The sequence below is a fragment of the Arthrobacter sp. NyZ413 genome (genome assembly GCF_049390645.1).
Classification (GTDB): domain Bacteria; phylum Actinomycetota; class Actinomycetes; order Actinomycetales; family Micrococcaceae; genus Arthrobacter.
On sequence record NZ_CP155434.1, the window covers coordinates 362,284 to 389,283 of the forward strand.

At 64.2% G+C, this 27,000-nt stretch carries 24 protein-coding genes, 1 tRNA gene and 1 other RNA gene; 12 read left to right on the forward strand and 14 right to left on the reverse strand.

Translation table 11 applies throughout. The features are described 5' to 3' along the window. Window positions 1-16 precede the first annotated feature (16 nt). A complete protein-coding gene (locus ABCW42_RS01765; RefSeq protein WP_423183247.1) occupies window positions 17-496 on the reverse strand; it encodes a MarR family winged helix-turn-helix transcriptional regulator in 480 nt (159 codons plus the stop codon). 125 nt (window positions 497-621) lie between these two features. On the opposite strand from ABCW42_RS01765, the gene ABCW42_RS01770 reads away from it, so the two are divergent. Continuing rightward, window positions 622-831: a hypothetical protein gene (locus ABCW42_RS01770; RefSeq protein WP_423183248.1), complete on the forward strand. Its 210-nt coding sequence runs from the start codon at window positions 622-624 to the stop codon at window positions 829-831. Between the two features lie 130 nt (window positions 832-961). Beyond that, window positions 962-1,141, forward strand: coding sequence for a hypothetical protein (locus ABCW42_RS01775; protein WP_423183249.1), 180 nt, complete (start codon window positions 962-964; stop codon window positions 1,139-1,141). A gap of 118 nt (window positions 1,142-1,259) precedes the next feature. Here ABCW42_RS01775 and ABCW42_RS01780 read toward each other — a convergent pair whose 3' ends face one another. Further along, a complete protein-coding gene (locus ABCW42_RS01780) occupies window positions 1,260-2,606 on the reverse strand; it encodes an aspartate kinase (protein ID WP_423183250.1) in 1,347 nt (448 codons plus the stop codon). 241 nt (window positions 2,607-2,847) lie between these two features. On the opposite strand from ABCW42_RS01780, the gene ABCW42_RS01785 reads away from it, so the two are divergent. Both ABCW42_RS01785 and ABCW42_RS01790 read left to right on the forward strand, forming a co-directional pair. After that, window positions 2,848-3,816 carry an ABC transporter ATP-binding protein gene (locus tag ABCW42_RS01785; protein ID WP_423183251.1) on the forward strand — a complete coding sequence of 323 codons (969 nt, stop codon included), beginning with the start codon at window positions 2,848-2,850 and terminating at the stop codon, window positions 3,814-3,816. After that, window positions 3,813-4,988, forward strand: coding sequence for an ABC transporter permease (locus ABCW42_RS01790; protein ID WP_423183252.1), 1,176 nt, complete (start codon window positions 3,813-3,815; stop codon window positions 4,986-4,988). Before ABCW42_RS01785 ends, ABCW42_RS01790 begins: the two co-directional genes overlap by 4 nt. A 90-nt stretch (window positions 4,989-5,078) precedes the next feature. Here ABCW42_RS01790 and recR read toward each other — a convergent pair whose 3' ends face one another. From recR to ABCW42_RS01810, 4 genes are all read right to left on the reverse strand, one after another. After that, window positions 5,079-5,675: a recombination mediator RecR gene (recR, locus tag ABCW42_RS01795; protein WP_423183253.1), complete on the reverse strand. Its 597-nt coding sequence runs from the start codon at window positions 5,673-5,675 to the stop codon at window positions 5,079-5,081. Window positions 5,676-5,873: 198 nt separating this feature from the next. Continuing rightward, a complete protein-coding gene (locus tag ABCW42_RS01800; RefSeq protein ID WP_423183254.1) occupies window positions 5,874-9,398 on the reverse strand; it encodes a DNA polymerase III subunit gamma and tau in 3,525 nt (1,174 codons plus the stop codon). A gap of 4 nt (window positions 9,399-9,402) precedes the next feature. Continuing rightward, window positions 9,403-9,499, reverse strand: an RNA gene (gene ffs, locus ABCW42_RS01805) — signal recognition particle sRNA small type. 58 nt (window positions 9,500-9,557) lie between these two features. Further along, entirely contained in the window at window positions 9,558-9,881 is a 324-nt protein-coding gene (locus tag ABCW42_RS01810; RefSeq protein WP_423183255.1) for a hypothetical protein, read from the reverse strand. A 332-nt stretch (window positions 9,882-10,213) separates the two neighbouring features. On the opposite strand from ABCW42_RS01810, the gene ABCW42_RS01815 reads away from it, so the two are divergent. Continuing rightward, window positions 10,214-10,298: transfer RNA gene (locus ABCW42_RS01815), tRNA-Ser, on the forward strand. Window positions 10,299-10,455: 157 nt separating this feature from the next. Here ABCW42_RS01815 and ABCW42_RS01820 read toward each other — a convergent pair. Next, window positions 10,456-11,355 (reverse strand): LysR family transcriptional regulator, encoded by a 900-nt coding sequence (locus ABCW42_RS01820; protein WP_423183256.1) that lies wholly within the window; start codon window positions 11,353-11,355, stop codon window positions 10,456-10,458. Between the two features lie 124 nt (window positions 11,356-11,479). On the opposite strand from ABCW42_RS01820, the gene ABCW42_RS01825 reads away from it, so the two are divergent. Beyond that, window positions 11,480-14,947 (forward strand): proline dehydrogenase family protein, encoded by a 3,468-nt coding sequence (locus ABCW42_RS01825; RefSeq protein ID WP_423183257.1) that lies wholly within the window; start codon window positions 11,480-11,482, stop codon window positions 14,945-14,947. 82 nt (window positions 14,948-15,029) lie between these two features. Here ABCW42_RS01825 and ABCW42_RS01830 read toward each other — a convergent pair whose 3' ends face one another. Then, complete coding sequence (locus ABCW42_RS01830) at window positions 15,030-15,941, reverse strand: oxygenase MpaB family protein (protein ID WP_423183258.1); 912 nt, start codon at window positions 15,939-15,941, stop codon at window positions 15,030-15,032. A gap of 119 nt (window positions 15,942-16,060) precedes the next feature. After that, window positions 16,061-17,506, reverse strand: coding sequence for an MFS transporter (locus ABCW42_RS01835; RefSeq protein ID WP_423183259.1), 1,446 nt, complete (start codon window positions 17,504-17,506; stop codon window positions 16,061-16,063). 96 nt (window positions 17,507-17,602) lie between these two features. Between ABCW42_RS01835 and ABCW42_RS01840 the strand changes: the two genes are divergently transcribed. The 3 genes from ABCW42_RS01840 to ABCW42_RS01850 all read left to right on the forward strand — a co-directional run bounded on the left by ABCW42_RS01840 (window position 17,603) and on the right by ABCW42_RS01850 (window position 20,128). After that, window positions 17,603-17,983 carry a MarR family winged helix-turn-helix transcriptional regulator gene (locus tag ABCW42_RS01840; protein ID WP_133205714.1) on the forward strand — a complete coding sequence of 127 codons (381 nt, stop codon included), beginning with the start codon at window positions 17,603-17,605 and terminating at the stop codon, window positions 17,981-17,983. A gap of 198 nt (window positions 17,984-18,181) precedes the next feature. Further along, the gene (locus tag ABCW42_RS01845; RefSeq protein ID WP_423183260.1) at window positions 18,182-19,537 is read left to right on the forward strand and encodes a peptidoglycan DD-metalloendopeptidase family protein; all 1,356 of its coding nucleotides are present in this window, start codon (window positions 18,182-18,184) and stop codon (window positions 19,535-19,537) included. A 93-nt stretch (window positions 19,538-19,630) separates the two neighbouring features. After that, window positions 19,631-20,128, forward strand: coding sequence for a glutathione peroxidase (locus tag ABCW42_RS01850; RefSeq protein ID WP_423183261.1), 498 nt, complete (start codon window positions 19,631-19,633; stop codon window positions 20,126-20,128). A 90-nt stretch (window positions 20,129-20,218) separates the two neighbouring features. On the opposite strand, the gene ABCW42_RS01855 is transcribed toward ABCW42_RS01850, so the two are convergent. The 3 genes from ABCW42_RS01855 to ABCW42_RS01865 all read right to left on the reverse strand — a co-directional run bounded on the left by ABCW42_RS01855 (window position 20,219) and on the right by ABCW42_RS01865 (window position 23,852). Further along, window positions 20,219-21,160 (reverse strand): phosphodiesterase, encoded by a 942-nt coding sequence (locus ABCW42_RS01855; protein WP_423183262.1) that lies wholly within the window; start codon window positions 21,158-21,160, stop codon window positions 20,219-20,221. 142 nt (window positions 21,161-21,302) lie between these two features. Continuing rightward, complete coding sequence (locus ABCW42_RS01860) at window positions 21,303-22,886, reverse strand: stealth family protein (RefSeq protein ID WP_423183263.1); 1,584 nt, start codon at window positions 22,884-22,886, stop codon at window positions 21,303-21,305. Window positions 22,887-22,940: 54 nt separating this feature from the next. Beyond that, a complete protein-coding gene (locus tag ABCW42_RS01865; RefSeq protein ID WP_423183264.1) occupies window positions 22,941-23,852 on the reverse strand; it encodes a hypothetical protein in 912 nt (303 codons plus the stop codon). Window positions 23,853-24,005: 153 nt separating this feature from the next. Between ABCW42_RS01865 and ABCW42_RS01870 the strand changes: the two genes are divergently transcribed. Further along, window positions 24,006-24,305: a type II toxin-antitoxin system VapB family antitoxin gene (locus tag ABCW42_RS01870; RefSeq protein ID WP_133205724.1), complete on the forward strand. Its 300-nt coding sequence runs from the start codon at window positions 24,006-24,008 to the stop codon at window positions 24,303-24,305. 76 nt (window positions 24,306-24,381) lie between these two features. After that, a complete protein-coding gene (locus ABCW42_RS01875; RefSeq protein ID WP_423184777.1) occupies window positions 24,382-25,026 on the forward strand; it encodes a LytR C-terminal domain-containing protein in 645 nt (214 codons plus the stop codon). A 13-nt stretch (window positions 25,027-25,039) separates the two neighbouring features. Here the strand turns inward: ABCW42_RS01875 and ABCW42_RS01880 are convergent, their stop codons facing one another. Beyond that, window positions 25,040-25,672 (reverse strand): TetR/AcrR family transcriptional regulator, encoded by a 633-nt coding sequence (locus tag ABCW42_RS01880; protein WP_423183265.1) that lies wholly within the window; start codon window positions 25,670-25,672, stop codon window positions 25,040-25,042. Window positions 25,673-25,722: 50 nt separating this feature from the next. Further along, window positions 25,723-26,595 carry a polyphosphate kinase 2 gene (gene ppk2, locus ABCW42_RS01885; protein ID WP_423184778.1) on the reverse strand — a complete coding sequence of 291 codons (873 nt, stop codon included), beginning with the start codon at window positions 26,593-26,595 and terminating at the stop codon, window positions 25,723-25,725. Between the two features lie 184 nt (window positions 26,596-26,779). On the opposite strand from ppk2, the gene ABCW42_RS01890 reads away from it, so the two are divergent. Beyond that, entirely contained in the window at window positions 26,780-26,989 is a 210-nt protein-coding gene (locus ABCW42_RS01890) for a hypothetical protein (RefSeq protein ID WP_423183266.1), read from the forward strand. Window positions 26,990-27,000: the final 11 nt, after the last annotated feature.

Consider the following 27,000-nt stretch of genomic DNA (forward strand, 5'->3'; position numbering starts at 1 on the left):
CTTGATTTCTGCCAGTTTATCGCCCTTGGCTGGCTGCGTCCTTGCCGGCGCCCGCGCCGGCGCCTTGGGTCGCCGCGATGAGGCCGGTCATCGCCCGGTGGAGTTCGGCCACCTCGTCCCGGGTGAGGTGGAGCCGCTCCATGATGGTCCCGGGAACGGCGGTGGCCTGCCGCCGGAGGGCGGCACCGGCTTCCGTGAGGGTGATGGCGAGGGCGCGCTCGTTTCCGTGGATGCGTTTGCGCGTGATGAAGCCGGCCTCCTCGAGCCGCTTCAAGAGCGGCGAAAGGGTGGCCGGTTCGTGCAGGAGGGCATCGCTGATGTCCTTGAGGGTCCGCGGGCTGCGTTCCCAAAGGGCCAGCATGACCAGGTACTGCGGATGGGTCAGCCCCATCTTTTCCAGTACAGGCTTGTAGACCCCAACGACGCTTCGCGAAGCGACCGTCAGCGCGAAGCACAACTGGCGCTCGAGCAGCAGGTCGTCATCAACATCGGCCATGGCTTCCTCCATTCCGGGCTTGTCGGGCAGGTTGAACCCACCGATAGTTAGTGCACTAATTGTTAGTGTACTCTTAATTGACGAGATCCTTTTGAGAGAGGGCGGACCAGGTGGCCAAAGAGACCATGACCCAGAAATTCATGCGGGCAACCGGTAGGCTGCGGATTATTTTCGGACCGGCCCACAGCAGCTCCTTGGACCACGAAATGACCGAGGAAAACCGCCGGCTCCTCGCGCACCGCCAGGCCGAAGCGCAGCAATGGGAAACCATCCGCCGCGCCGACGGCAGCACCTACGTAGTCCCGAAGGACCCGAACGACCAGTCCCTTCGTTAGCCTCTTTCCCGGGCCATTTCGGCCTTGCGGGCGTAAAATTACCTCACTGAACCACACAGGTCCGGCCACACGACCGGGCTTGGCAGCGGGGAAGGAGGTGGAAATTGTGGGACATGCACTCGATAACTTTATGAAGGTGACAGATCGACTGCGCTTCTGGTTCGGCCCGGCGACCCAAGGTGACGTAGAAGCGCCCGTAATCCACAAGCATGACGACTTCGAACACGCGTCGGAGGAAGACCTCGGTCACTTCGTGGTCGAATCCGATGAAGAGGGCCGCCACTATGGAGTCCGGAAGGAAGGGACTTAGGCGGTCGCAGGAAACACAAAAGGACCGGAGTGCGAGCCCCGGTCCTTTGCATGTGGTCTCTGGGATCACGGCGTCGGGTGCCCGCCTGGGCGCCCGACGCCGTACCTCGGCGGCGCGGCTAGCGGCCGGTGCCGCCGTAGACGGTAGCCTCGGCATCGCCGTCGAGCTCGAAAGCCTTGTGGATGGCACGGACAGCGTCATCCAGCAGGTCCGCGTGGGTAACCACGGAGATGCGGATTTCCGAGGTGGAGATCATGTTGATGTTGATCCCGGCGTCGGAAAGGGCCTTGAAGAACGTGGCCGAGACGCCCGGGTGGGAACGCATGCCCGCGCCGATCAGGGACAGCTTGCCGACGTTCTCGTTGTATTCGATGCTTTCGAAGCCGATTTCAGGCTGGGCGTCACGGAGGGCAGCAAGGGCGTCGGCACCTTCCACGATGGGGAGCGTGAAGGAGATATCTGTGCGGCCGGTGCCGTGGGTGGACACGTTCTGAACGATCATGTCGATGTTTGAGTGCGCCTTCGCGATGACCTGGAAAATCGCGGCGGCCTTGCCGGGAATGTCCGGAACGCCGACAACCGTGACCTTGGCTTCGGAACGGTCGTGCGCAACGCCGGAGATGATTGGCTGCTCCAAGGCAACTCCCTCTTGAATCGTGATCTTGTCATCGGCGCCGGGCAGGACCCAGGTGCCTTCGTGCTGGCTGAATGAGGAGCGTACGTGCAGGGGCACACCAAAGCGGCGGGCGTACTCCACGCAGCGCAAGTGCAGGATTTTCGCGCCCGAAGCCGCCAGTTCCAGCATTTCCTCGCTGGAGATGCGGTCGATCTTCTGGGCGGTCGGAACAACCCGCGGGTCGGCGGTGAAGATACCGTCAACGTCCGTGTAGATCTCGCACACATCGGCGTCCAGCGCCGCGGCCAAAGCTACAGCCGTGGTGTCCGAACCGCCGCGGCCGAGCGTGGTGATTTCCTTGGTGGCGTGGCTCATGCCCTGGAAACCGGCGACGATGGCGATGTGTCCCTTGTCCAGCGCCGTCCGGATGCGGTGCGGATCGACGTCGATAATGCGCGCCTTGCCGTGGATGCCGTCGGTGATCATGCCGGCCTGCGAGCCCGTGAACGACTGGGCGGAAGCGCCGAACTTGTTGATGGCCATGGCGAGCAAGGCCATGGAAATACGCTCGCCCGCCGAGAGGAGCATGTCCATCTCACGGGCAGGAGCGGAATCGGTCACCTGGGCTGCGAGGTCCAGGAGTTCGTCCGTGGTGTCGCCCATGGCTGAAACCACGACGACAACCTCGTTGCCGGCTTTCTGCGCGTCCACCACCCGGCGGGCAACACGCTTGACGCCTTCGGCGTCGGACACCGAGGAACCACCGAACTTCTGAACGATCAGCTGCGTGGTCTTGGCAGTCGGCGCGGTCAGGTCTTCGGTTTTCACATCGGTAGTGGGCAAACTCATGCGCGCACCCTCACTGCATCATTGGGAATCGTACGTTGCGTGGCCGGAAAACGGCACGACGACGTGGCTTATTGGGCCAGTTTATCGCCGGGCGCGGCGGGCCGTGGAATTGTGACCATATAGCGGCCCTCGCGGGGGACGCCCGCCCGTTCCATGTGGCGTACTATCAGGAAATACACAGCTTGGGGCGGCTCTGCTCCCAGGCGTTGCTTGTTCTTTGGGGGAAACAGGTGGGTAGGACATGTCCATAGCTGCAACTTCGAACACTCCGAATTCAGGGGCCTTGGACGGCGCCCTCGGCGTATCCGCGGAAGGTGTCTCGCGCCACTTCGGTGCGGTCCACGCCGTCGAGCACGTTGATTTCCGGGCGCCCGCAGGGAAGGTGACGGCGCTCATCGGACCCAACGGAGCTGGAAAGACCACGCTCCTCCTCATGCTCGCTTCCCTCCTGAAGCCAGACAGCGGAACCATCACGATCGACGGCCTCGATCCAGCCGAGGACAGGGCCGCGGTCCGGCTTCGGATTGGCTGGATGCCGGACACCCTCGGAGTGTGGGAATCACTGACGGCCCGCGAAATCCTGGTCCAGATGGCGCGCTTCTACCGGCTGCCTGCCGCCCGGATTCCGCAACGCGTCGTGGACCTCCTCCAACTCGTCCGGCTCGATACCCTGGCCGATCAACCAGCGCGCGTAGTTTCCAGGGGGCAACAACAGCGGCTCAGCCTGGCCCGTGCCCTCGTCCACGACCCGTCCGTGCTCCTGCTGGACGAACCGGCCTCAGGGCTCGATCCCGGATCCCGGATCGAACTTCGCAAGCTGCTGAGGAGCCTCGCCGGCGAAGGCAAAGCCGTGGTGGTCTCCTCCCACGTCCTCAGTGAACTCGACGAAATCGCCGACTGCGCTGTGTTCGTCAACCAAGGCCGCACCGTAAAACAACAGACCATCGAGGAAGCAGCGCTCGCAGGCCGGCGGTACGCCGTCACGGCACTGGACAGCGAGGCCCTCATGGCGAAACTCCGCGAACTCGGCGTGGAATTCAGGGTGGAGGCAGGGCGCCGCCAGGCGGTCACCCTGCTGTTAACGCACGACGCCGGTGCTGCCGCGCTCCTCAGCGAACTCGTCACCTCAGGCATCAGTGTCGTCTCGTTCGCACCGGCCACCGGCGCCCTCGAAGAAACCTACATGAACCTTGAAACGGAGCAGCGATGAGCTACCTCACCGAAGCCACGCCGGGCCCCGCACGACCGCAGGGAACGGCGGGCGGCGGGAACGCCGTCGTCGGCTATCTTGGCGGGATCCGCGACGTCGTGGTCCTCGAAATGAAGCAACGGCTGCGTTCCCGCGGCTGGTACATCATGCTGGGCATCTGGTTCGTGGTGATCGCCATCGTGACCTGGCTGACGTGGCTCGCTTGGAACGCCAGCATGGAATCCCGTCGCTCCATCGGGGAACCGGCGCAAGACGCGGCCGGGTCCATGGTTTTCGAAGTGGTGCTCGCCTTTGTGTTGCTGTTCGGACTATTGGTGGCTCCCGCGCTGTCCGCGAACGCCATCAACGGAGACCGCGCCGGAGGCACCCTAGCCATCCTGCAGATCACTTTGCTGACACCAGGCCAGATCCTCTGGGGCAAGTTCTGCGCTGGATGGCTGGCTGCGCTCGCCTTCCTGGGGACAAGCGCACCGTTCCTGATATTCGGCATGCTCCAAGGCGGGCTGACTCCCGGACATGTGCTGGTTTCCCTGCTGATGCTCGCAGTGGAGTTGGCCGTAATTTGCGGGCTCGGCGTCGGAATATCGGCGCTCGCGGGAAGGCCCCTGTTCTCGATCGTGGTGACGTACCTGGTTGTTGCGGCGCTGGTGGTCGGATCGTTGATTTCGTTCGCGCTGGGGTCTCAACTCGCCCAGGGCACCGTGCTGGCCAATTCGCCAGTCTCACACTCGGTTCCGTACGCGCCGCTAACCCCTGATGGCTCCGGCCCGGCTGTTCCGGTTACCCCTGTTGAACCGGGCTTTACGTGCGAGGGTCCGCTGGTTGAGCAACGCGCCTTCCGGACCGAACGAGTGGCCTGGATGCTGGCGTTGAACCCTTATGTAGTGGTGGCCGACGCCATACCGTACCCGGACCGCAGCGGAACGGCATATTATTCGGCGGGACTGATCGAAGGCATCAGTCAGTCCGCCAGGACCGCACTCGCGGGGCCGGAACACAGTTACCAATGCGCGAACGGGATGGTCCAGCCCCAATACCTCAGGCAGACCACGCCACTGTGGCCGTTGGGGCTCACCCTGCAGGTGGTCCTGACGGGTCTGCTGATGTGGCTCGGTTGGCGGGCACTGCGAACTCCGGCACGCGGATTGGCGAGGGGCACGCGGATCGCGTAGGGCGGGTTGGTCGCCGCGTTGGCGGCGGCGCTGGCCAGGCGGCGCGTTGGTCGCCGGGTTGGCGGCGGCGCTGGCCAGGCGGCGCGTTGGCTACAGCGCGTTGCGGCGACCCTCGAAGGCCCTGCCCAGCGTGACTTCATCCGCGTATTCAAGGTCCCCGCCGACGGGAAGGCCGGAGGCCAGCCTTGTGACGGAGACTCCGATCGTCTTCAGCATGCGGGCAAGGTAAGTCGCCGTCGCTTCGCCTTCAAGGTTGGGGTCCGTGGCGATGATGATTTCCTGGATGGCGCCGTCGTTGAGCCGCGTGAGGAGTTCGCGGATGCGCAATTGCTCCGGACCGACCCCCGCGATGGGATTGATGGCGCCGCCCAAGACGTGATACCGGCCGCGGAATGACCGCGTGCGCTCAACCGCCAGAACGTCCTTGGATTCCTCGACGACGCAGATCACGGACGGGTCGCGGCGCGGGTCGCGGCAGATGTTGCACAGTTCCTGCTCGGTGACGTTTCCGCACACGGTGCAGAATTTCACGCGCTCCTTGACCGTGGTGATGGCCGCGACCAGCCGCTTCATGTCCTCGGGATCGGCCTCGAGGATGTGGAAGGCAAGCCGCTGGGCCGACTTGGGCCCGACGCCGGGAAGCCGGCCGAGCTCGTCGATCAGCTCTTGTACTGCGCCTTCGTACACTTCGTCCTCGCTTGTTCTGTTTCGACGCTCGCCCTGTTCGCTTGGCGTCGCGGAGTGGTGGCACCTCGATGAGGGCCGTCTGGGTTGTAACGGGTGCTGCTTGCTGGGTTGGTACTGGCTGACTTGGTACTGGCCGACTTGGTACTGGCCGACTTGGTACTGGCTGATTTGGTTCTGGGCGCTGGGGGAGCCGTGAGCCTAGCGGCGCATCAGGGGAGTGCCGTCCAAGGACCGTTCTTCCAGTAGCTTTCCGCCCAGAATACGCTCGACGGCGGCGCGCCCAAACACGCCCGATTCCTCGATGGTTTCGTCGTCGGCGCTCGGGATGTCTTCCACCATGGTGCTGGCGGCGGCTGCCATCCGTGCGGGTGCTTTTTCACGACCGGCCAGGGCCTCGGGGCTGTTCGATAGCCGCTGGTAGAGGCTCTGTTTCACGCCCGTGGGGGCAGCCGACTTTACTACTGCGGGAGCTTGGGCGGGGACGGGAGCTTGGGCGGGGACGGGAGCTTGGGCGGGGACCGGAGCTTGGGCGGGGACGGGGGCTTGGGCGGGCGCTTGCGCCGGTGCGGGCGATGGTTGGCTTGGAATCTGTGCCGCGGCCGGTTCATACGCAGGGCTCGACGCAGAGGGTGCAATGGAGCCTTGGTTGGCGGAGCCGGCGGATGTCCCGGACGCCAAAGTGCCTACATTCGATTCGGTGCCCACAACCCACGACCCGGGAGCATGCTCGACTGCCCTGGACCAAGGATCGTCCGAAGTATCGGCTTTCTTCGATTCGGACCCGTCCCGGGACTGTGGAACGGACGACGCGGACGGTTCGGTGGCACCTGGCATGGCGCCGCGGTCCGAAGTCGCGGGGGCAGCGGAGTAGCTGGTCGCTTGCAGGCCGGAAGGCGCCGGTGTGGCGTAGCTGGATGCGGCCGGAGGCACCCAATCCATGGGCGGTTCCTCGTCGAGCGGCGGGGCGTCTTCGTCGCGGGGAGGACCCCAATCGTCGTCCGAGTAGGAGTAATCCGGGCTGGTTGCTGAGGCCGGGCCTTGGGAAGAAGCCGGTGTCGACACTCCTGCGCTCGCCGGCGGAACTGCAGAGGCCTCGTGCTCCGGCACGGGTGCGTTCGCTGGCGCGGTGTACGCAGGAGACTGCTCGGTGGACGTTGCGTCCGCGACACCCGGAGTTGCCTCCGGGAGCGGGCTACCGACAGAATCCCTGGATGCATCGAAGTAAGGCGTAGCCGGCGATGGACTGTTCCGCTGCTGGGCGGTGTTCCGCTGCTGGGCGGTGTCCGGTTGCGCTGCGGTGTCTTGCTGTCCAACGGTGTTCGGCTGCTCAGCGTTGTCCTGCTGCAGCGTATTGTCCGGGCGGGGCGTCCCTGGGGCCGCGGCCCGCGAAGGCTGTGCCTGGTGTGCCGGCTCGGCTGTTGGCGCGGAGCCTTGGCGGCTCTGTGTGGCCGACTCGGCTGATGCCGCAGGGCCGGAGTGGCCTTGCGCCGCCGAAACGGGGTGCGGTTCCGCGGGCGCGAAAACTTGGCTTGCCGGGGCAAGGCCCTGGGTGGCGGGGGCGAGACCCCAAGCAGCGTCGACGTCGGACGACACAGTCGGGGACGCGCCCTCGCTGGCGGAGGGCGATGGTTCAGCCGGTGCTTTTGGGTTTGGTTCAGAGCTGCCTGAGCTGTTGCCGCCGACGACCGAGGTGATTTGGCAGTCGATGCCGATTGTCTTGTGGATGGCTTGACGAAGGTTCTCGGCATGGTCCGCGCGACTGAATGCGCTGGCAAGGCCACCGGTACTGAAGGCCAGAGTCAGCTGGTGGCCATCGAATTGGGCAACCTGCGCATTGGCTCCGACCAAGGCCCACGTGCTGCGCTTGATCTTGGTCAGCGTCTGGAGGATCTCCGGCCAAGCGCGGCGAACAACCTCGACGTCGCCGCCGGCACCGGACGCCGCGGGTGCCTGCACGGGTGCAGGCTGCTGGACCGGCGCCTGCCGTTGCGCAGGTGCCGGTTCTTGGGCAGGTGCTGGTTCCTGAGTCGGCGCTGGATGCTGCGTGCTTGTGGGTTGTTGCGCTGGTGCTGGGTTAGGTGCCCTGAGCGTCTGGGTGTGTTCCTGCCCGAGGGCTGGCGGCGCTGACGGAACTCCTCCGGTGCCTTGGCCGGTGTCTTCCTTGGGCCAATCGTTGGTGCTGACACGCGGCGGGGTCAGCTGATCCCGAACAGCTGCAGCCGGGGCAGACGGCGTCCCCGACGTCGGCGCGGCCTCTGATGCGGGCTGTGCTTCGGAGACATGCTGTACTTCAGAAACCGGCAGTGCGTTGGAAACGGCATGCGCTTCGGAAGTCGGTTGGGGGCTGGAAACGGCATGCGCTTCGGAAGTCGGTTGGGGGCTGGAAACGGGAATCTCCACGGCGGAGGGTTCCCGCGCGGGAGGTGCGGTGGACGCGGGGCCGGCTGCCGGCGTCGTACGCTCTGCTGGCCGGTCCGCCGGAAGGGCGGCAACGTGCGGTGCCTCTGCTGCCGGGAGCGCCCCGCCGTAGTTGAGGCGGCGTTCGACGCGGTCGATCCTGGCCGCGATGCCACGCTCCGTTTGCTCGGAACTGGGCAGCAGGATCCGGGCGCACAGAAGCTCAAGGTGCAGCCGCGGCGAGGTGGCGCCGGTCATTTCGGTGAGGGCCGTGTTGGTGACATCAGCGGCGCGGGAGAGTTCGGCGGCCCCGAGGTTGCTGGCCTGGCTGCGCATGCGCGCGATCTGGTCCGCCGGCATGCCACGAAGGATTGCCTGGGCGCTTTCCGGCATGGCCTGCACGATAATGAGGTCGCGGAAGCGCTCGAGGAGGTCCTCCACGAAGCGCCGGGGATCATGCCCGGTCTGGATGACGCGGTCCACGGCGCGGAACACGGTGGCGGAATCCGCGGCGGCGACTGCCTCCACGACGTCGTCAAGCAGCGAGGCGTGCGTGTACCCGAGCAGGGCGACCGCGAGCTCGTAATCGAGGCCGTTCGGCCCGGCGCCCGCCATGAGTTGGTCCAGGACGGAGAGCGAGTCGCGAACGGAGCCGCCTCCGGCGCGGATGACAAGTGAGAGGACACCGGGAGCAACGGGAACATTCTCCTGCTGGCAGAGGAGTTCCAGGTATTTCATGAGGGGCTCGGGAGGTACTAGGCGGAAGGGATAGTGGTGGGTGCGGGAGCGGATGGTCCCGATCACCTTGTCCGGCTCAGTGGTAGCGAAGATGAACTTGATATGTTCCGGCGGTTCCTCGACGATTTTCAGCAGGGCGTTGAAGCCGGCCGAGGTGACCATGTGGGCTTCGTCGATGATGAAGATCTTGTAGCGGTCCCGGACCGGAGCAAACGTGGCGCGCTCACGGAGATCGCGTGCATCATCCACGCCTCCATGGCTGGCGGCGTCGATCTCGATGACATCCAGGGAACCCGATCCTCCGCGGGCCAACTCGACGCAACTGTTGCACTTTCCGCAGGGAGTATCAGTGGGACCCTCCGCGCAGTTGAGGCAGCGGGCGAGGATGCGGGCCGAAGTGGTCTTACCGCAGCCGCGCGGCCCCGAAAAAAGGTAGGCGTGATTGACGCGGTTTTTGCGGAGTGCCGTCATGAGCGGCTCCGTGACATGTTCCTGCCCGATAACGTCCGCGAAAGAATCGGGCCGATACCTACGGTAAAGAGCAGTAGTAACAGTCACAGGGAAAAACCTACCTATAGGGACTGACATTTAAATAAGAGACCCCTCATGCACCCGCCAGAGCCCATCTACCCTTGCTACCTTCCGGTCCTGGGGGAGTTCAACAGGATGACGCCACATGAGGGGCCGACGACAAGCTTACCCGAAGTTACGGTGCCCTCCGAATCAGGGGACATGTCCGGCGGCGGACTAGCGCCAGCCGTTTACGGGCCAGGTCATGAACGCCGGTTCTTCGTAGGGATGGTTCGACCGCAGCGCGCCAATGACGGCGTGGAGCATTCGCTCTTCGACCACGCACTCAATCCTGACCTCCGGCACCGTTTCACCTTGACCGGTCGTTCCGAGGAAAGGGTGTGCGCCGGGTAGGGGTGTGAATCGTCCCGTGCCTACTGTGGTGAAGGAGCAATGCGAATAGTCACCGATTTTCCCGGCCCCGGCATCGCCGATCGCGGCCAACAGGGCCTCGCTGTGAGAGTCGGGAACGTAGACCACAAGAGCATGAAGTTGGCTCATGGTTCCATCCTGCCAGTGGCCACTAAAAACAGGTCAGCGGATTGTTTAAAAACAGGTCAAAGGATGGTTTTTGATCTCCATTGCCAAACTGCAAATCCCAGCGGACTATGGGTATGTACACCGATTGGGGCAATCTCAAGATTGTGAGCCGCTGGGCCTGGTTTCGGGGCTGGACCCAGCAGTTCAACGGAGTGCCGGAGGAATGGGCGCATTGGGGGCGTCCATTTTTACGTTAAAGGCCAAGAAGGTCCGGGTTGACGTCATGGATCGGTCGATTGGGCGATGCCGAAAATCTCGGGTACAGTGGAGTCTGCTTTTGATTCAGAAGCAATGGAGAATTCGCCTAGCGGCCTATGGCGCACGCCTGGAACGCGTGTTGGGTTAACGCCCTCGGGGGTTCAAATCCCCCATTCTCCGCGTTTTGGCCCCGGTCCTCGGATCGGGGCCTTTTGCGTTCCCGGGTACATCTTTGGGTTATAGGACATCTTTCCCCGTGACCGGGACTCGCTTCTCAAGCCGGCGCTTGAAGCGATGGAATGTGAAACAAGCACCGGCCAAGCTCTGCGAACTACCCCTACATCCGCTCCGCAGCAACCCGTTCCAGTACTTCACGGCAGGCACGGATTGCCGGATGGATGCGGCCGGCGGTGCGCGTCGACGTGAACACGGTCCGCTCTGGAAGTCCGGGCAGGTCCAGCAAGCGTACGGGCGCGACACCGCCGGCCCAGACGAGGTCCGGCAAGAGGCCGACTGCATTGCCGGACGAGATCAGGCGGATCTGGGCCTGGAGATCGGCGGTTTCATAACGTACATCAGGCTCGAAACCGGCGGAGCGGCAGGCTTGTTCGGCCCAGTGCCTCGACGCCGCGCCATGTGGTTCCATTACCCACGCCATCGAGGCTGTATCTGCGAGGGAAGAGATCGGTTTGCCGCCGAGATCAGTGCGCGGAGCAGCTAGCCGGATGGGATCCTTGGCCAGGATGGCGCGGTCGAGTCCGGGGTGGTGCGGCGCCGCATGGCCGGGGTATTGCTCTGCCACCACGATGTCGAAATCGCGTGCCCACGTTTCGTATAGGGCTGTCTCGGGTTCTCGCTGGGTCATTTCCACGCGGACCTCGGGATACTCGATCGACATGATGGTGAGGAAGTCCGGCATCAGTGCCAGTGCGGCGGTTTGGAAAACGGCCAGCCGGACGGTGCCTGTCACCGTGGACAGCGACGCGGCCAGGTCCGTCTCTGCACGCTCCAGCGTCGCCAGCAAGGCGGCCGCGTGCTCCGCGAGGATCTCGGCCTGGGGAGTGAGCTGCACCCGACGCCCGGATTTGCGAAGGAGCTTCACCCCGGCTTCCTTCTCCAGCAAAGTGAGCTGCTGCGAGACCGAGGATGGGCTGTACTTCATCGCGTCTGCCACCTCCGCGAGGGTGCCCCTGATCTTCAACTCGTGCAGCAACCGCAGCCTACGGACATCCAGCATTCCGGCCCTCCCGAAGGATCGAGTTTTCTAATGAATATTCTTTAGGAAAGATCACTTTTCCTAATCTGATTCTAGATCCATACTGATGGAAGCAAAGCTCTCTGCACCAAAAGGAACGAAGCGCATGAGTACATCAACCAGGGATTCAAGCATCGACGCGAAAGTCTCCCCGGACTCCGAACATCTCCAGGAACTGGCCCACGAAGCCATCCGCCTGGTCCGCCACTGGCTCACCGAAGCCTCGAAAGTGCCGGTGGACATTTCCGCCCAGCGACTCGCCGGAGTCCTGAAGGACCCTAACGGCCTGGACTTCACCGTGGGATTCGTCGACGGCGTCATCCGCCCCGAGGACCTGTCGGTCGCCGCCCGGAACCTCGCGAAGCTGGCGCCGAAGGTCCCGGCCTTCCTGCCGTGGTACATGCGCGCAGCTGTGCGGACCGGCGGGATCATGGCTCCGGTGCTGCCGCGGGTAGTGATCCCGATCGCCCGGAAAGTGCTCCGTGACATGGTGGGCCACTTGATCGTGGATGCGACGGACGCCAAACTCGGCCCGGCCATCGCCAAGATCAAGCAAAACGGCGTCCACCTGAACGTGAACCTCCTTGGCGAAGCCGTCCTCGGCGAACGCGAAGCCAACCGCAGGCTCGAGGGGACCCTGAAGCTCCTGGCGCGTGACGACGTCGACTACGTCTCCATCAAGGAATCCTCCACGGTGGCGCCGCACTCGCTCTGGGCATTCGACGAGGCCGTGGAGCACGTGGTGGAGAAACTCACCCCGCTCTATGAGCTCGCCGCCTCGTTCCCGAAGCCCAAGTTCATCAACCTGGACATGGAGGAATACAAGGACCTCAGCCTCACCATGGCTGTGTTCACCCGGATCCTGGACAAGCCGGAGTTCAAGGACCTGGAAGCCGGCATCGTGCTTCAGGCCTACCTTCCCGACGCCTTGTCCGCAATGCAGGAACTGCAGGCTTGGGCCGCGGCCCGCCGGGCCAGCGGCGGCGCACCCATCAAGGTGCGCGTCGTCAAGGGTGCCAACCTTCCGATGGAACATGTCCAGTCCTCCATCCAAGGCTGGCCGCTCGCGACGTGGGGAACCAAGCAGGATTCGGACACCAACTACAAACGTGTCCTCAACTACGCCTTGACGCCGGAACACATCGACGGCGTCCGGATTGGCGTCGCCGGCCACAACCTTTTCGACGTCGCGCTCGCGTGGCTGCTCGCGAAGGAGCGCAACGTCACGGACGGCATCGAGTTCGAGATGCTCCTCGGCATGGCCACCGGCCAGGCGACAGCCGTCCGCAAGGACGTCGGCAGCCTTTTGCTGTACACGCCGGTTGTGCACCCGGGCGAGTTCGACGTCGCAATCGCTTACTTGATCCGCCGTCTGGAAGAAGGCGCGAGCCAGGACAACTTCATGTCCGCGGTCTTCGAACTCAGTGAGAATGAAGCGCTCTTCGAACGCGAAAAGCAGCGCTTCCTTGCCTCCCTCGCGCAGTTGGACCACACCGTCCCGGCCCCTAACCGCACCCAGGATCGCAGCAAGCCGGCGGCAGCGGCCCCAAACCAGCGCTTCGCGAACACCCCGGACACAGACCCCGCTTTGCCCGCCAACCGGGCCTGGGGCCGCGCTATCCTTGACCGCGTCCCCGGATCCACGGCAGGCGACGCCATCGTGGAAGCCAGCAAAGTCAAGGACTCCCGGGAACTCGAACGCATCATCACGGTTACTGTCGAAGCCGGCGAAAAGTGGGGTGCCATGCCCGCCGCTGAGCGGGCCGCCATCCTGCACCGCGCCGGGGATGTCCTGGAATCCCGCCGGGCCGAACTCCTCGAGGTCATGGCTTCGGAGACGGGCAAGACCATTGAGCAAGGCGACCCTGAAGTCAGCGAAGCAATCGACTTCGCCCACTTCTACGCCGAGCGCGCCAAGGACCTGGAAACGGTCGACGGCGCCACGTTCGTCCCAGCCAAACTCACTGTTGTGACTCCGCCGTGGAACTTCCCCGTGGCGATTCCCGCGGGGTCCACGCTCGCGGCACTCGCGGCGGGTTCCGGCGTCGTGATCAAACCGGCAAAGCAAGCCCGACGCTCCGGCTCCGTCATGGTCGAGGCGCTGTGGGAAGCCGGGGTGCCTCGAGAGGTGCTGGCCCTGGTGCAGTTGGAGGAACGCGAGCTGGGGGCGCAGTTGGTGTCGCACCCGAGCGTCGATCGCGTGATCCTTACGGGCGGTTACGAGACCGCTGAATTGTTCCGTTCATTCCGGCAGGACCTGCCGCCGCTCGCGGAAACGTCTGGCAAGAACGCCATTATCGTGACGCCCCACGCAGACCTCGACCTGGCCGCGAAGGACGTAGTGAACTCGGCCTTCGGGCACGCCGGTCAAAAATGTTCCGCGGCATCGCTCGTGATCCTGGTGGGCTCAGTGGCTACCTCCGCGCGCTTCCACAACCAGCTGATCGACGCGACGCGCTCGCTCAAGGTGGGCTACCCCGAGCAGGCCACCACCCAAATGGGCCCGATCATCGAACCGGCCAACGGTAAGCTCCTCAACGCGCTGACCACGCTCGGCGAGGGCGAAACCTGGGCAGTGAAACCCGAAAAACTCGACGAAACCGGGCGCTTGTGGTCTCCGGGCATCCGTTTCGGGGTCAAGCGTGGCTCATACTTCCACTTGACCGAGTTCTTCGGTCCGGTCCTGGGCGTCATGACGGCGGCAACCCTGGAAGAAGCGATCGCCATCCAGAACGAGATCGAATACGGCCTCACCGCCGGGCTGCACTCGCTAGAGTCCGCCGAGATGGGCGTCTGGTTGGACACCATCCAGGCCGGAAACCTGTACGTGAACCGCGGCATCACCGGCGCGATCGTGCAGCGCCAGCCGTTCGGTGGCTGGAAGAAATCCGCCGTTGGCGCCGGAACCAAGGCCGGCGGTCCCAACTATCTGGTCGGCTTGGGCAGCTGGCTGCCGGGCGAACCCGGAGCCAAGCCCGGCGCCACGCTCAAGGGGAGTGCGGCATCAATCCTCGCGGCGGCCAAGGCCTCCGGTGTTGAGGCGCGCGACGCCGACACACTGCAGAAAGCCCTCTTCAGCGATGCCGCGGCTTGGGCCACGGAATTCGGCACGCGCAAGGACGTCTCGGGCTTGACCGCCGAGCGCAACGTCTTCAGGTACCGCGCCATTCCGGTCACTATCCGCCTCTCCGAGGGGGAGAAACTCGTGGACCTCCTTCGAGTCGTAGCAGCCGGGGCTGTGGCGGGGTCGGCACTCACGGTGTCTTCCGCCGTCGAACTCCCCGAAGCGGTTGTTGCCGCGTTCGCGGGACTGGGGGTTACCACCCGCATCCAGTCCGACGCCGAATGGCTGGCTTATGCCGCCGGGCTCGGCGGCGGCCGCATCCGGCTCATCGGTGGCGACAGCCGCGAGTTGAGTGCGGCAACCGACGGCCGTCCCGACGTCGCGATCTACCACGGCACGGTGACTCCGGCTGGCCGCATCGAGATGCTGCCGTTCCTGCACGAACAGGCGATCAGCATCACGGCACACCGCTTCGGCACCCCGAACCACCTCTCGGATGCGCTGATCTAAGCCCTTCCACCTGGAGTTTGTGTACAGATCTTGCCCCTTAAGGGCCGCCTTTAAGGGTGTTATCTGTACACAAACTCCAGGGTTAGGCTTCAAGACCAAGGCGCTTCAGGCGCTCGCGGGCGGCTAGTTCGCTCGGGCCGACCCGGCCCAAAGACAAACGCACGAAGGCCAGCACCACCCGGGCCGCGAACACTGACGGCAGCGGGACCGGGCCAAAATGGGCCTTCTCCAGCCCCAGCAACTCGCGGTAGCGCGGCTCGAGGCTGGCGACGGCCGCTGCGAACAAGATCCGGTAACCGGGTAGCAAGGACGGCTTCAGCGGCGGATTCCTGATGAACTCGACCGTTTCCCTTAACCGATGGTCCGCGCGAAGCTGCCCGGAGTCGAACCACTTGTCCATCTCGGCCGACACATCGGTGAGGCTCAACGGCGGATCCTCGACCCCCATAAGCCGACCGGCCTGCGCCCATTCGCGGATGTACGCGTCGGCACCCCCGGGGACCGATCCGCCCCAGATCCGATGCGCTGCCGTGAACGAATCCGCATAAGCCACATGGACCCAGCGAAGAAGCTCCGGATCATTCGCCCAGTAGTCCCGCGTGAGACCGTTGGTGTCCACGTAGCTGCCCTTGACGGAATCGTGGACCTTTCGCACAAAGTGGGTGGCTGTGTGGGCAGCGTCCATCGAGCCGTACGTCACCGTGAATATCCAACGAATCGTGTTGGCCAGCCGGCCGAGCGGATCCCGCTTGAACCCCGAATGGTCGTATACCCCCGCCAGTGCGCCTGGATGCAAGGACTGCATGAGGAGCACGCGGATCCCGGCGACAATCGTGGACATCGACCCGTGCACGGCCCAGACGGCCGAACCGGGAAGGTGATAGCCGGCGTCGTTCCCGTCGGCGAGGCGGAGCACCCAGTCAGGCGTGGACTGCGGATGACCCGTAAAAGTCATCCGCAGTTCCGTTTGCCACTTCTTGGCGAAGCCGACCATGAAGATATTGGACCTTGCTTCGGCGTTTGTGTACAGATGATGCCCTCTAAAAGCCGCTATAAGGGCGTGATCTGTACACAAACTCCGGGGTGAGGCGAGGGTTACCGGGGTGGCGAGGGTTAGGGAGTACGACGGCGACGGGCCGGGGACGCCGCCACCAGCAGGGCGGCGATTGCCACCGCCGCACTCAGGACCAGCCCGGGCCGGTATTGATCGAGCATTGCCGCGGCGCTGACCGTGCCGGCGGACCCGTCAGCGTGGCTGCCGCTCACTATGGCGGTTGTGACGGCGAGGACCAAGGCGGCACCCACCTGCGTGCTGGTCTGGATAAGCCCGGCAGCCAGTCCTTGCTCCGAATCCCGGATCCCGGCGGTGGCCTGGACGTTGATGGAAGGGAAGGCCAAGGCGAACCCGATGCCCAGGAGGATGACCGACGGCAGGATATCCAGCACGTAGTTCGGTGAGGTACCGACCCGCAGGAATAAGACGTACCCCAACCCCAGGGCGGTGAGTCCGGTGAGGATCAGCTTGGGCGCACCGAACTTGTCGATGAACCGGTCCGCGAACGGGGCGCTGCTCGCAACCAGAAGGCCTGTGGGGAGCAGGGCCAACGCCATTCCCAGGGGAGACCAGCCGAGCACAGACTGCAGGAACATCGTCAGGATGAACTGGAAGCTCAAGTAGGACCCGAAGAGGCCGATAGCGCTCAAATTGGCGCGGGCCACCCAGCCTTCGCGCAGGATGCCGAAGCGGATGAGCGGGTGCTTGACGCGGTTCTCGATGACGGCAAAGGTTGCCAGCACGGCTGCGGAGATGGCGAATCCGGCGATTGTTGCCACAGATCCCCAACCCTTTTCCGGAGCTGAAACCAATGTGTATACGAGGCCGAGCATGCCCAGCGCGAGGGTGACGGCGCCCCAAATATCGTGCCCGCTGTTGTGCGCGGACGGCTTGTCCCTGGGGATGAACCGCAGGCCAAGCAACACGACTGCCACCGCGATGGGCACCGAAACCAGGAAGGTCCAGCGCCAGCTCAGGCTGGTCATGAGTCCGCCCACCACGAGGCCGAGCGAGAATCCGCTGGCGCCGAAGGTAGTGAAAATGGACAAGGCCTTGTTGCGCTCGCGGCCTTCGGCGAAGTTGGTGGTGATGATCGAGAACCCGGTGGGGGCCGTGAAAGCCGCAGCCAGTCCTTTGACGAAGCGTGTTGCGATCAGGAGGGTGGGATCATCCACCAGGCCGCCCAAGAGCGAGGCCGCGGCGAAGACTGTCAGTGCGATCAGGAATATCCGACGCCGGCCCAGGAGGTCCGCGAGCCGGCCACCGAGGAGCAGGAGGCTCCCGTAGCCGAGGACGTAGGCGGAGACGATCCACTGCAGCGAATCGGTTCCGAGGTGTAGTTCGTGGCCGATGGAGGGGAGTGCGACCCCGACCATGGAGACATCGAGGCCGTCCAAGGCCAAGACCGTGCAGACCACCATGAGGAGCAGCCACTGGGCGCGGGTCCAGCGGACGGCTGCGTGAAGCTGTTCGGCAGATCTAGCGAGTGTGCTTGGTGAAGTCATGGCATCAATCTATATGACGCGTCATTCAATGACAAGGAATATGACTGGGAATCTTATGACGTGGACTTTAATTGCCCTGTCGACTAGGATGGGGCCATGGCAACAACGCAAGACCGCCAGCTGGTTGAGCAATGGCGCGGCATCCAGAACTCGTATTTCCGCACAGCGTCGGCGCTTGAGCGCGCCCTCGAAGCGAGGTTCCACATCGGCCTGAATGAGTTCGAAATCCTGGACCTCGTTGCCGAATGTGCTGATGCCGAGTGCCGCATGAAGGCCTTGGGCGAACGTACTCCCATGACGCAGAGCGCCGTTTCCAAAGTGGTGGACCGCCTAGAGAAGGCCGGACTTGTTTCCCGCCAGACCTGCACGGACGATCGCCGCTCGCTGTACCTCGAACTCACTGACGCCGGCCGCATCCTCCACGCGGATGCCGCCGTCGAGCACCGCTCGCTCCTGAAGGAAAACCTCGGCGAGTAGCCGGACATGGCCTGACGAGTGTGGCCGCGAGGCGGCTAGGTAAAAAGTCGAGTGTTCCCATTCAACTTGGCTGTTGCCACAATGGGACGAGCGCGCCCGGATTGGGGAGGTGCGCCTGTCCCGGGAGTTGTTGTGGGTAAGCATCACGAGTCCGGCCAGGTTGTTGACCTGGTTCTTTCAAGAAAATTCCGTCGAGTCGTGTCGGCATGCTTCCTGGCTGTCATGGTGATGCTCGCATTCGGCTTCCAAGGACCCGCTTCGGGCCGGTCCGTGGATGGAACCTTGGCTGCCGATTCGTCGCTCGCCATGGGACAAGTAGGACCCGGTATGCTTCCCACGGAAGGTCCAACAAGCAGCGCGGCCGTGCCGTCCACCCAATCCTCGGCACCGGTGCCGGCCAGCGGCAACGCCACGGTGTCGTTTGAACGGTCTCCGGTGCAGACCCTGGACAAGAACGGCGTGGGCACACTCAACGTTGCCTCCAGCTCCCTTGACCGGCCTGGTGCCGGGAAGCTCTACGCCCCGCTTGTAACGCTGGTCCCAAGCTCGCCCTTCGGGCTGAGGATAGACCCCATTACCGGCTTGCCCGGCGAATTCCACTGGGGCCAGGACTTCGCCGCGGCTTGCGGAACGCTTGTCTACGCCGCCGACTCGGGAGTGGTCCGTGCTGTCGGCTGGCACCCTTGGGGCGGCGGCAACCGCGTGGAAATCGATCACGGCAACGGCCTGGTCACCACCTACAACCACCTTCAAGGGATCGCCGTAACCAAAGGGGAATCGGTGCGGGTGGGCCAAGTGATCGCCCGGGTAGGAACCACCGGTTCTTCCACCGGTTGCCATTTGCATTTCGAGACAATCCTCAACGGCGTGTACACCAACCCGATGAACTGGACCTTCCTGCCGACAAAGCAGGTGGATCCCCTCGGCGACATCCCCATGGTCAGCTACCAGCCCGGTTCCGCAACAGCCACCTCGCCCGGTTCAGTCTGGTCCGTCCCGGGAGCCATTCCCACCGATCCGGGTGCGGTGCCTGCACAACAAGCCGTGACCGGCGGGGTGCAGGAGGCAACAGTTGCGCCGCCGAGTGCGACGACGGCACAGCCTTCAGCGAGCACCAACCCGACGGCGACCCCCAGTACGACGCCGACCCCCAGTACGACGGCGACCCCCTCGCCGACGGCGACTCCAACGCCTACCGTTACCCCCTCGCCGACGGTGACGCCGACCCCCATCAAGACTCCAACCCCCACCCCGAGCGCGACGACCGCCGAGCCGAGCGTCACACCGAGCCCGACGCCAAGCCAGACCCAGGCAACAACGCCCGGCCAAGCGACGTCGCAAGCTCCCGTGGTCACGCAAGCGCCGGTGACCCAAGCTCCCGTGGTAACTGTCCCGCTGCCAACCGTGACGCAAACACAAGCGGCCCCGACTGCCCCCGTTAGCAGCCCGGCGCCGACTACGCCCGCAAGCCCGCCGCCCGCGAGCCCGTCGCCGACCAGCTCGGCCACTGCCACCGCCAGCACGAAGCCATCGACGCCGGTCGCGAAACCTTAGGCGCTCCTTCCCCGGCGAGGCTAAGCTCCCGCGCGCCACGTAGACTCGAAGGCGGCAATTTGCCGAGTTTCGACGTCGTAAGGAAGCGTTTCAATGTCCCCGCTCTACAGCATCCCGCTCACGTTCAATGACGGCTCCGAGGGCGACTTCCGCCGTTTCGAGGGGAAAGCCGTGATGGTGGTCAACGTTGCGTCGGCGTGTGGATACACTCGCCAATACGCGGGACTCGAAGAGCTTTACCGGAAATATCAGGACCAGGGGCTTGAGATCCTCGGGGTGCCGTGCAACCAGTTCGGCGGCCAGGAGCAGGGTTCCGACGCCGAGATCGCCGAGTTCTGCCAGCGCAACTTCGGGGTGTCGTTCCCGCTGACGAGCAAGGCCAACATCCTCGGCAAGGAGCAGCATCCGCTGTATGCCGAATTGACGCGTACTGAAGATGGTTCCGCGCCGCAAAGAGTGAAGTGGAACTTCGAGAAGTTCCTCGTGAGCCGCGAAGGCGAGGTGCTCGCTCGCTTCCCGTCCGCCGTCGAGCCCGATTCCGAAGAGTTGATCGGCGCGATCGAAACCGCCCTCGAAGGGGCGAGCAACTGACGCTCGCGCAGGTGTCGGCGAAGTGTCGACGCCGGTAGGCCGGGAGGGTCCGATAGGTGAGCGGCGCCCGGTCGAGCAAGGAGTGGCGCGCTAGCGGCGCGGTGCTCCGGCGTATCCGGCCCCGGCTTTGGCCCTGCGGTCCTGTGTTTTCCGTTGCGGAATGTGGACACCGGCTTCGGCCAGCCTGCGTCTGGTCTCTTCCGGGCTGACATAGTCGCCGACGGTCGGGGAGCTGCCCAACGGAACCACCGAATGCACGATCGTTTCGTCGTAGACATGCACCAGGTTGTAGCCTTGGGCGCCGTCCCGCCCCCGCGTGCCGCCCCGCTGGACGTTCAGGTCTTGCGTGTAGCAAGTTGCGGAAGCCACCGATACCGGGATCCCGGCGAACGTGGCCGTCGTCGAATAGTGCAGGTGGCCGCCCAGGATCGAGCGGACGTCGGTATCGCGTACGACGTCGGCCAGTGCGGTTTGGTCGCGCAGCTCCACCAACACCGCGAGGTCGAGGACGCTCGGAATCGGCGGATGGTGGAGGGCGAGGATGGTGCCCTCGGGCGCCGGGGTTTCAAGTTCCGCAGCCAACCAGTCGAGCTGTTCCTCGCTGAGTTCGCCGTGATGGAACCCGGGAACGGTGGTGTCCAAGGTAATGATCCGCAGGCCGTTCAGGAAGTATCTGTGGTCGACCGGTGCGTCATTGTCCACTTGGCCGTATAGGCCGGCCCGGAAGTTGCCGCGGTCGTCGTGGTTGCCCATCGCCCAAATGACGTGCGCGCCGATTGCGCGGCAAGCGGGCTCGACGATCTCCTTCAGCTTGGCGTAGGCGCCAGGTTCGCCTTGGTCGGCCAGGTCGCCCGTGAAGATCACGGCTTCGGGGCGGACCCTCGACGCGCGGATTTCCTCGAAAATTTGCCGCAGCTTGGCTTCGCTGTCCACGGCGCCGTAAAGGGGTTCCGTGCCGCCCAACAAATGGGGGTCGCTCACGTGGAGAAGGACGTGGTTCGGCCGAGGATGTTCAGCCTCGATGAGCTCCATTGCTACCTTCGGGTCGGTAGGAGACGGCGCCTCCAGTGTCTGCCCCAATAAACCCCATACAACCAGACAGAAGGCTAACGCGGGGTAACTTACCGACGGAAAGTTGGATAATTACTTGCCACACATGAGCGGAAGTTGGGGCCTATTTCTCCCACGGGGCCTTGATCGGGAAGTACTTTTCGAGGAAGTCCGTGACGAGCCGTTCGCGTTCGTCGGCCTCTACCTCGGGGAAGCTGCCGTCGTTAAGGCAGAAGAAATCCATGTTTCGCTTGGACAACAGGGTAGGCAGGTAGTGGAGCCCGGACCACCACGTGGTGTCCACGTACTTGACCTTGGCCGCCGTCTGCGTCACAGCCCGTCCCGTGAGCAGCGAGTAGTAGTGATAGAACGAGTTGGTCACGGAGATGTTGTCAGCCGCGCGGAACCGGCTGGCCGCGGTCTTGGCGAATTCCGCCGGGAACTCCCGCTCCATTTCGTCGATCACGCTGCGACGCAAAGGAGCCGCCGTGTGCTCCAGGTGGCGGGTGGTGATCCGCCCGAACCGCTCCCACAGCAGTTTCCGGTTGACGCGCGCTGCGTTCTCGAAGCCGCTGCGCTCGGCGTCGTTCTCCCCAAGGCCGATCCGTGTGTTGGCTTCGATGAACTTGGTGATCCCGCCCGGAGTGAAGAACATGTCCGGTGCTACGGGCCGGCCAAAGAACATGTCGTCATTCGAATACAGGAAATGCTCCGAAAGACCGTCGATGTGGTGCAGTTGGCATTCCACGGCCTGGGAGTTGTGCGTGGGCAGGACCGTAGGATCCTTGAAGAATTCCTCGCTCCGCACGATCCTTACGCTCGCGTGGTCCGCGAGCCACTTCGGGACGGGGGAGTCGGTGGCGATATAGATGCGGCGGATCCACGGCGCGTACATATACACCGAACGCAGCGCGTACTTGAGTTCGTTGATTTGGCGGAACCGGGCCTCGCTGTCATCACCCGAGCCCACGACGACATCCTTCATCTGCGCGCGCCGGGCAGCGATGTACGCGGGATCGTTGCCGTCCACCCAGGAAAAGACGATGTCGACGTCGAAATCGATATCGCTCGCGTGGTCCGCGAACATGTTCTCGATGGTCGGCCAGCTCAACCCGTGGCGCTCCACGGTGCCGCGCACGGCGTCCTGCCGCAGCATGGTCCGCCGGGTCAGCGAGTTTTCCACCGGCAGCACGAGCTGTTCGCCGTCGAACTCCCACAATTCCAGCTGCACGCCCAGGGAAGGACCGTACGTCAGCCCGCCACCGGGTTCCACACGCGGACGGAAGAGCCGGAAAATGCGGGCTTTCCGGTTGTTCGACAGCTCGCCGTCAGCCACGAGCAGCGTGCCCTTTTTACGGGTGTCAACGGCCATGCAATAGAACGGTTCGTTCCGGAACGCGGTGACCAACGCCTGGCGTAGTTTCTTCCGGACCTTCCAGTCCACGGCGATCACGGGCCGGTGATCGTTGCCGCGGACCAGGATGAAGTCGAGGCCTGCCGCGTCCAACGCCTCGCGGACAAGGAGAAGGTCCTCCACCATTGCCTGTTGCGGCGTCCGGTTCGTATTCACGAGGGTGTAGCGCCTGCGGTGGCGGACGACGTCGGTACGGTGCTTAAGGCGCGCATCGGCGGCCGGCGACGTCGGCTCGGGAACGACGGTGTCGTCGTCGGAGGCCGGGCTGCCGAAGTAGATCGCTTGCTGGTCCATGGCGTTGATTGCTGCCTCCAAAAAAGTCGTGGTGGAGCGTGGACTGGGGCGGGCTCAGCCCACCAGGGTTTCACGCCAGCTGCGCAGGAAGGCGCCTCCGGCGTCGTCGTGGATGGTTTCCTCGCCGAAGCCGAGGTCGGCCGCGGTTAGGATGTCGTAGGGCTTGGTCGGCACGCCGTCCGCGGGGCGGACATCGATGTGCTGGACGACGTGGTCGTTGTAGTGGAGCCAATCGGCCATGGCATAGTCCGTGCGTGAATCTCCCACGGTGCGCCAAGCCTTCGGGGTGATGCCCTGGGCGGCGAGGAGTTCCACCGCGCGGCTGGCGCCGAGGTCCTTGCCGAGCCGGATGGACTCGATGTCCGTGGAGATGATGGTGGGGTCGAGGCGGTAGTCCGCGGCGTCGTCGGAACCCGGTTCGTGGCGGTCCACGAGCGCGGCGGCGAGGCCGTGCCGGGCCAGGAGCTCCAAAGCGTCAGCGTCAAAGAGCTTCTGCTCGGCCAGGTAGTCTTCGCTGGTCACGTCCAACTGCTGCTCGACGGACACCATGGCCCGCTTGGTTTCGTCGAAGAACATGTGCGTTGCGTAGTCTTCGGCCACCATCCGGCGGATGTCGTCTCCGTAAGCCTTTGGCACGGCAAGCTCGTGGTCCACGTGGATGGGGCCCGCGCCGAGCGAGGTGTAACTGAACCAGACAGCGCCTTTTTCGCAAATCGCGTGGACCACGGTTCCCGCGGGCATTCCCGCCGCGATCATGGGCGCCATGACCTGCTCACGGATGAACGCGTCCGAGCGGCCGGTGTTGAAAATGACTGGAATGCCCGCGGAGGCCAACTTGACGAGGTCCGCGATGATTTCCGGCTTCACGTCCCGGGTCACGGGACTCGCCACAGGACCGTCGACGTCGAGGAGCAGGGCGAGGGCGGGAGCAGCCGGGTGTGTGGCGGCCGGAGTGTCAACAGTCATGATTCCATTCTGTCAGTCCTGCGCCGCGCCGGCCGGGTGTGACGAACGACGGCGGCGCTGGCCTTGGGAGGCAACGGTTACCTTTTGGCCACAACCTTGGAGGCCCGCTTCTTGAAAGTTCCCTTGGACGCCTGACTTCTCTAGGCTGGCACAGTGATCTTCAAAGCTGTGGGCGAGGGACGCCCGTACCCCGACCATGGTTATGCCACGCCAAAAGACTGGGCCTCGCTCCCCCCGCGCCCGGTCCGGCTCGATGAACTCGTCACCACCAAACGCACTTTGGACCTCGAGGCTTTGCTGGCCGAGGATTCCACCTTTTTCGGCGATCTTTTCCCGCACGTCGTCCAATACCAGGGAGTCCTTTACCTCGAGGACGGGCTCCACCGGGCCGTGCGCTCCGCGCTCCACCAACGCAGCGCAATCCATGCCCGTGTGCTGGTGATAGATGGTTAACGAGACAATCCCGGAAGAGCAGGTAGAGGTGCCCGAGAACGGCAACCCGAGGAAGCAGCCGAAGCGTCCCAAAGACATGACGCGGCTCCACGGGCATCATGTTGTCAGTGGTTCGGAATTGCGCGCCACGTTCACCGATGTTCCCGGTCCGGAAGGCCACCCCGGGTGGTTACGCCGCCGGCTCCTGCACGGAATTGTCCTGGTATTGCTGGTTGGAGTGATCGCTGCCGGGATCGTGGGCGCGATCGCCGTCATGAACGGTGTCATCCGTCTTCCCTCGGCTGCCATCACGCAGACGCCGGCCACGCTCTGTCCCGCCACCGTTTTCGACTACACGCCCAACAACAAGGTGAGCGTCAACGTCTTCAATGCCACGGGGAAGGCGGGCCTCGCGAAAAGCGTCGCGGACCAGTTGACGGCACGGGGATACAAAGTGCTTGGCGTCGACAACACGACCACAAGCTACACGGGCACGGCCGTGGTCGTGTCCGGATCCAGCGGGCAGGCCGCGGCGTTCAATATCCAGCGGAACATCGCGGGGACCGACTACTTCCAGGACCAGCGCTCGAACGCGTCCGTGGACATCATCCTCGCGCCGGGGTTCTCAACGCTGGTCCAGGCAGGACTCGTGGACAACACCCCGGGCAAGCTGAGTTGTCCCCGCGAAGACCAGCGGATCGCGGACAACTCGAAGCTGCCGATCGTCCCGACGTCGAAGTAGCCCGGCGGGACTGTCAGCTGAGGCGCGCGGGCAGGCCGCCGTCGTCGAACCTTGCTCCAGCGCCCAACTGGATGAACCGCACCGTCTGGACCAACCGCTCCTCCAACTCCTCTGCCTCCGCCCCGTTTCCCCGGGCAGCGCTGGACGAAAGCGTTCCGTGGATGAGGCGCGCGAGTTGTTCCACGTCCGTGGGCGGAAGGTAGCCTGACGCGATGCCGTCGCGCAGGATGTCCTGGAGCAGCAGGTTGAGCTCGCCCACGTGGTCAGCGAGCTTCGCGAAGGACGAAGGTGAGAGGACAGCCGCCATCGCGGGCCCGGGCGGCAAGTGGCGGCGGCTGAGGTCCTCCACTTGGGCGCGGACGTAGAGGGCCAGCCGGTCCACTGGGTTCTCCAAGGCAGCGAGGGAATCGCGGAGGTCGTCAATGAAGCGCTCGGTCTCGTCCAACGCGTATGCGATCAGGAGTTGCTCCATGTCCGCGTAGTAGTTGTACACGGCCGTCCGTCCGACTCCGGCATGGCGGGCGACGTCGGTCATGGTCAGGCCAGGCAAGCCGTGCGTGAAGAGCAACTCGCCAAAGGCGGTCAGGATCCGGCGTCGGGTCTCAGCGCGTTGCGCCGCATTGCTCGCGGCCGTAATCCTAGGCATACAGACACTTTACAGTGATCTGTCAGCAAAGTGGGGTGGGCGAGGCGTTGTCAGAATTCTTCGCCGGCCCCGACGACCGCTGATGCCGGGCCGACGATGAGGGGGTCGGGGGTTCCGACCGTTTGGTGGTCCTTGTTGTCGTAGTCGAACAGGCTTAGCACGTGGCGCATGGCCTCGATCCGGGCGCGTTTCTTGTCATTGGACTTCACCACTGTCCAGGGGGCGTGCCGGGTATCCGTGCGCTTGAACATGCGTTCCTTGGCGCTGGTGTACGCGTCCCATTTGTCGATGGAAGCCAAGTCCATGGGGGAGAGCTTCCATTGCCGGACCGGATCGATCTGCCGGATCGTGAAGCGGGTCCGCTGCTCGGCGCGACTGACCGAGAACCAGAACTTGATCAGGTCAATGCCGTCCTCGACCAGGAGTTTCTCGAACGCCGGCGTCTGGCGGACAAAGAGGTTGTACTGGGCTTCCGTGCAGAATCCCATGACCTTCTCAACACCTGCGCGGTTGTACCAGGAGCGGTCGAACATAACGATCTCGCCCGTGGTGGGAAGGTGGCTGAGGTACCGCTGGTAATACCACTGGCCTTGTTCGCGGTCGCTGGGCTTCTCCAGCGCCACAACCCGGGCGCCGCGCGGGTTCATGTGTTCCGTGAAGCGTTTGATGGTTCCGCCCTTGCCGGCGGCATCGCGTCCTTCGAAGACGATGACGATGCGCCGGCCGTTGGCCTTGACCCAGTTCTGCAGCTTGAGGAGTTCGATCTGCAGCAGGCGCTTGTCGTGCTCATAGCGGTCCCGGTCCATGCGCTCGGCGTACGGGTAGTCCTCCCGCCAGGTGTCCACCGGTGTTCCGTCAGGTCCCAGCAGGACGGGATCGTCGTCGTCGATATCAAGAACCGAATACCCGGCGCCCACAATCATGTTCACGCCGTCACAGTACAACCGCATCGGTAACAGGGGGTGAACACGGCGGGATGCTTACGCATCGGGCCCGGAACGGGCCGCTGGAATTCAGTGAACAGGCTGGCCGGCGCATCGCCCTTGTTGCGCGGACCACAAAGCGCGAACATGAAATTACAGCCTCATTGGCGGATTGGTGGCTTCCATGAACCTGCGCAGAAACTACTGGTACTACAGCATCGGACTCGCCGTGGCCTGGGCCATTGTCCTGTCGGTCGTGTTTGCAATTCGCCCGGACCGTGCCCAGACATTCCTGTACATCTTCGCGGGGTACTGCCTCGGCTGGATATCGACGACGATCGCGCGTTACGTCTATCCGCCGCCAAAGCGTTGGACTTCAGGGGGCAGGGTTTAGCGGGCCCGTGC

Coding starts and splice junctions, on each gene's coding strand:
- ABCW42_RS01765 (WP_423183247.1), bottom strand. CDS start 496: ATGGCCGATGTTGATGACGACCTGCTGCTCGAGCGCCAGTTGTGCTTC.
- ABCW42_RS01770 (WP_423183248.1), top strand. CDS start 622: ATGACCCAGAAATTCATGCGGGCAACCGGTAGGCTGCGGATTATTTTC.
- ABCW42_RS01775 (WP_423183249.1), top strand. CDS start 962: ATGAAGGTGACAGATCGACTGCGCTTCTGGTTCGGCCCGGCGACCCAA.
- ABCW42_RS01780 (WP_423183250.1), bottom strand. CDS start 2,606: ATGAGTTTGCCCACTACCGATGTGAAAACCGAAGACCTGACCGCGCCG.
- ABCW42_RS01785 (WP_423183251.1), top strand. CDS start 2,848: ATGTCCATAGCTGCAACTTCGAACACTCCGAATTCAGGGGCCTTGGAC.
- ABCW42_RS01790 (WP_423183252.1), top strand. CDS start 3,813: ATGAGCTACCTCACCGAAGCCACGCCGGGCCCCGCACGACCGCAGGGA.
- ABCW42_RS01800 (WP_423183254.1), bottom strand. CDS start 9,398: ATGTCAGTCCCTATAGGTAGGTTTTTCCCTGTGACTGTTACTACTGCT.
- ABCW42_RS01810 (WP_423183255.1), bottom strand. CDS start 9,881: ATGAGCCAACTTCATGCTCTTGTGGTCTACGTTCCCGACTCTCACAGC.
- ABCW42_RS01820 (WP_423183256.1), bottom strand. CDS start 11,355: ATGCTGGATGTCCGTAGGCTGCGGTTGCTGCACGAGTTGAAGATCAGG.
- ABCW42_RS01825 (WP_423183257.1), top strand. CDS start 11,480: ATGAGTACATCAACCAGGGATTCAAGCATCGACGCGAAAGTCTCCCCG.
- ABCW42_RS01830 (WP_423183258.1), bottom strand. CDS start 15,941: ATGGTCGGCTTCGCCAAGAAGTGGCAAACGGAACTGCGGATGACTTTT.
- ABCW42_RS01835 (WP_423183259.1), bottom strand. CDS start 17,506: ATGACTTCACCAAGCACACTCGCTAGATCTGCCGAACAGCTTCACGCA.
- ABCW42_RS01840 (WP_133205714.1), top strand. CDS start 17,603: ATGGCAACAACGCAAGACCGCCAGCTGGTTGAGCAATGGCGCGGCATC.
- ABCW42_RS01850 (WP_423183261.1), top strand. CDS start 19,631: ATGTCCCCGCTCTACAGCATCCCGCTCACGTTCAATGACGGCTCCGAG.
- ABCW42_RS01855 (WP_423183262.1), bottom strand. CDS start 21,160: ATGGAGCTCATCGAGGCTGAACATCCTCGGCCGAACCACGTCCTTCTC.
- ABCW42_RS01860 (WP_423183263.1), bottom strand. CDS start 22,886: ATGGACCAGCAAGCGATCTACTTCGGCAGCCCGGCCTCCGACGACGAC.
- ABCW42_RS01865 (WP_423183264.1), bottom strand. CDS start 23,852: ATGACTGTTGACACTCCGGCCGCCACACACCCGGCTGCTCCCGCCCTC.
- ABCW42_RS01875 (WP_423184777.1), top strand. CDS start 24,382: ATGACGCGGCTCCACGGGCATCATGTTGTCAGTGGTTCGGAATTGCGC.
- ABCW42_RS01880 (WP_423183265.1), bottom strand. CDS start 25,672: ATGCCTAGGATTACGGCCGCGAGCAATGCGGCGCAACGCGCTGAGACC.
- ppk2 (WP_423184778.1), bottom strand. CDS start 26,595: ATGATTGTGGGCGCCGGGTATTCGGTTCTTGATATCGACGACGACGAT.
- ABCW42_RS01890 (WP_423183266.1), top strand. CDS start 26,780: ATGAACCTGCGCAGAAACTACTGGTACTACAGCATCGGACTCGCCGTG.